This window comes from Methylobacterium sp. 22177, assembly GCF_052045615.1.
GTDB lineage: Bacteria > Pseudomonadota > Alphaproteobacteria > Rhizobiales > Beijerinckiaceae > Methylobacterium > Methylobacterium radiotolerans.
Genome location: NZ_JBQEPK010000123.1, coordinates 1 through 571, shown reverse-complemented (window position 1 = coordinate 571; position 571 = coordinate 1). Strand labels below are relative to the sequence as shown.

At 76.4% G+C, this 571-nt stretch carries 1 pseudogene; it reads right to left on the bottom strand.

What is annotated here, in order from left to right:
- Nucleotides 1-571, bottom strand: a pseudogene (locus ACTJK8_RS32340) (chemotaxis protein CheA); the annotation flags it as partial.

Here is a 571-nt window from a genome sequence, read left to right as displayed (position 1 = left end):
TCGAGCCCGGCGCCGTCGTCGCGCACGCTCACCAGCACCTGGGCGCCGACATGCTCGGCGGTGAGCGTGATCCGGCCCGTGGCGGGCTTGGCGGCGGCCGCGCGCTGCGCGGGCGCCTCGATGCCGTGGTCGATGGCGTTGCGGATCAGGTGGACGAGCGGGTCGGCCAAGCGCTCGATCACGGTCTTGTCGAGCTCGGTCTCCTCGCCGCCGGTGACGAACTCGACCGGCTTGCCGAGGTCGCGCGCGAGGTCGTGGACGAGGCGGCGGAAGCGGCCGAACAGGGCGCCGATGGCGACCATGCGGATGCTCATCGTGGTGTCGCGCAGGCGCGCCGAGAGGCGCTCGATCTCCTCCGCGACGGTCTTGAGGCCGGGATCGGCGTGCAGGCCGGCGAGCTGGCCGAGGCGGGCCTGGGCGATGACGAGTTCGCCGACCCGGTCCATCAGCTCGTCGAGCCGCTCGGCCTCGACCCGCACGCTGCTGGCCGGCCGGTCCTCGGCCCGCCGCGCCGGCGCCCGGGCATCGGCCGGCGCGGCAGCGGCGACGGGCGGGGCGGCGACGGCCGGGG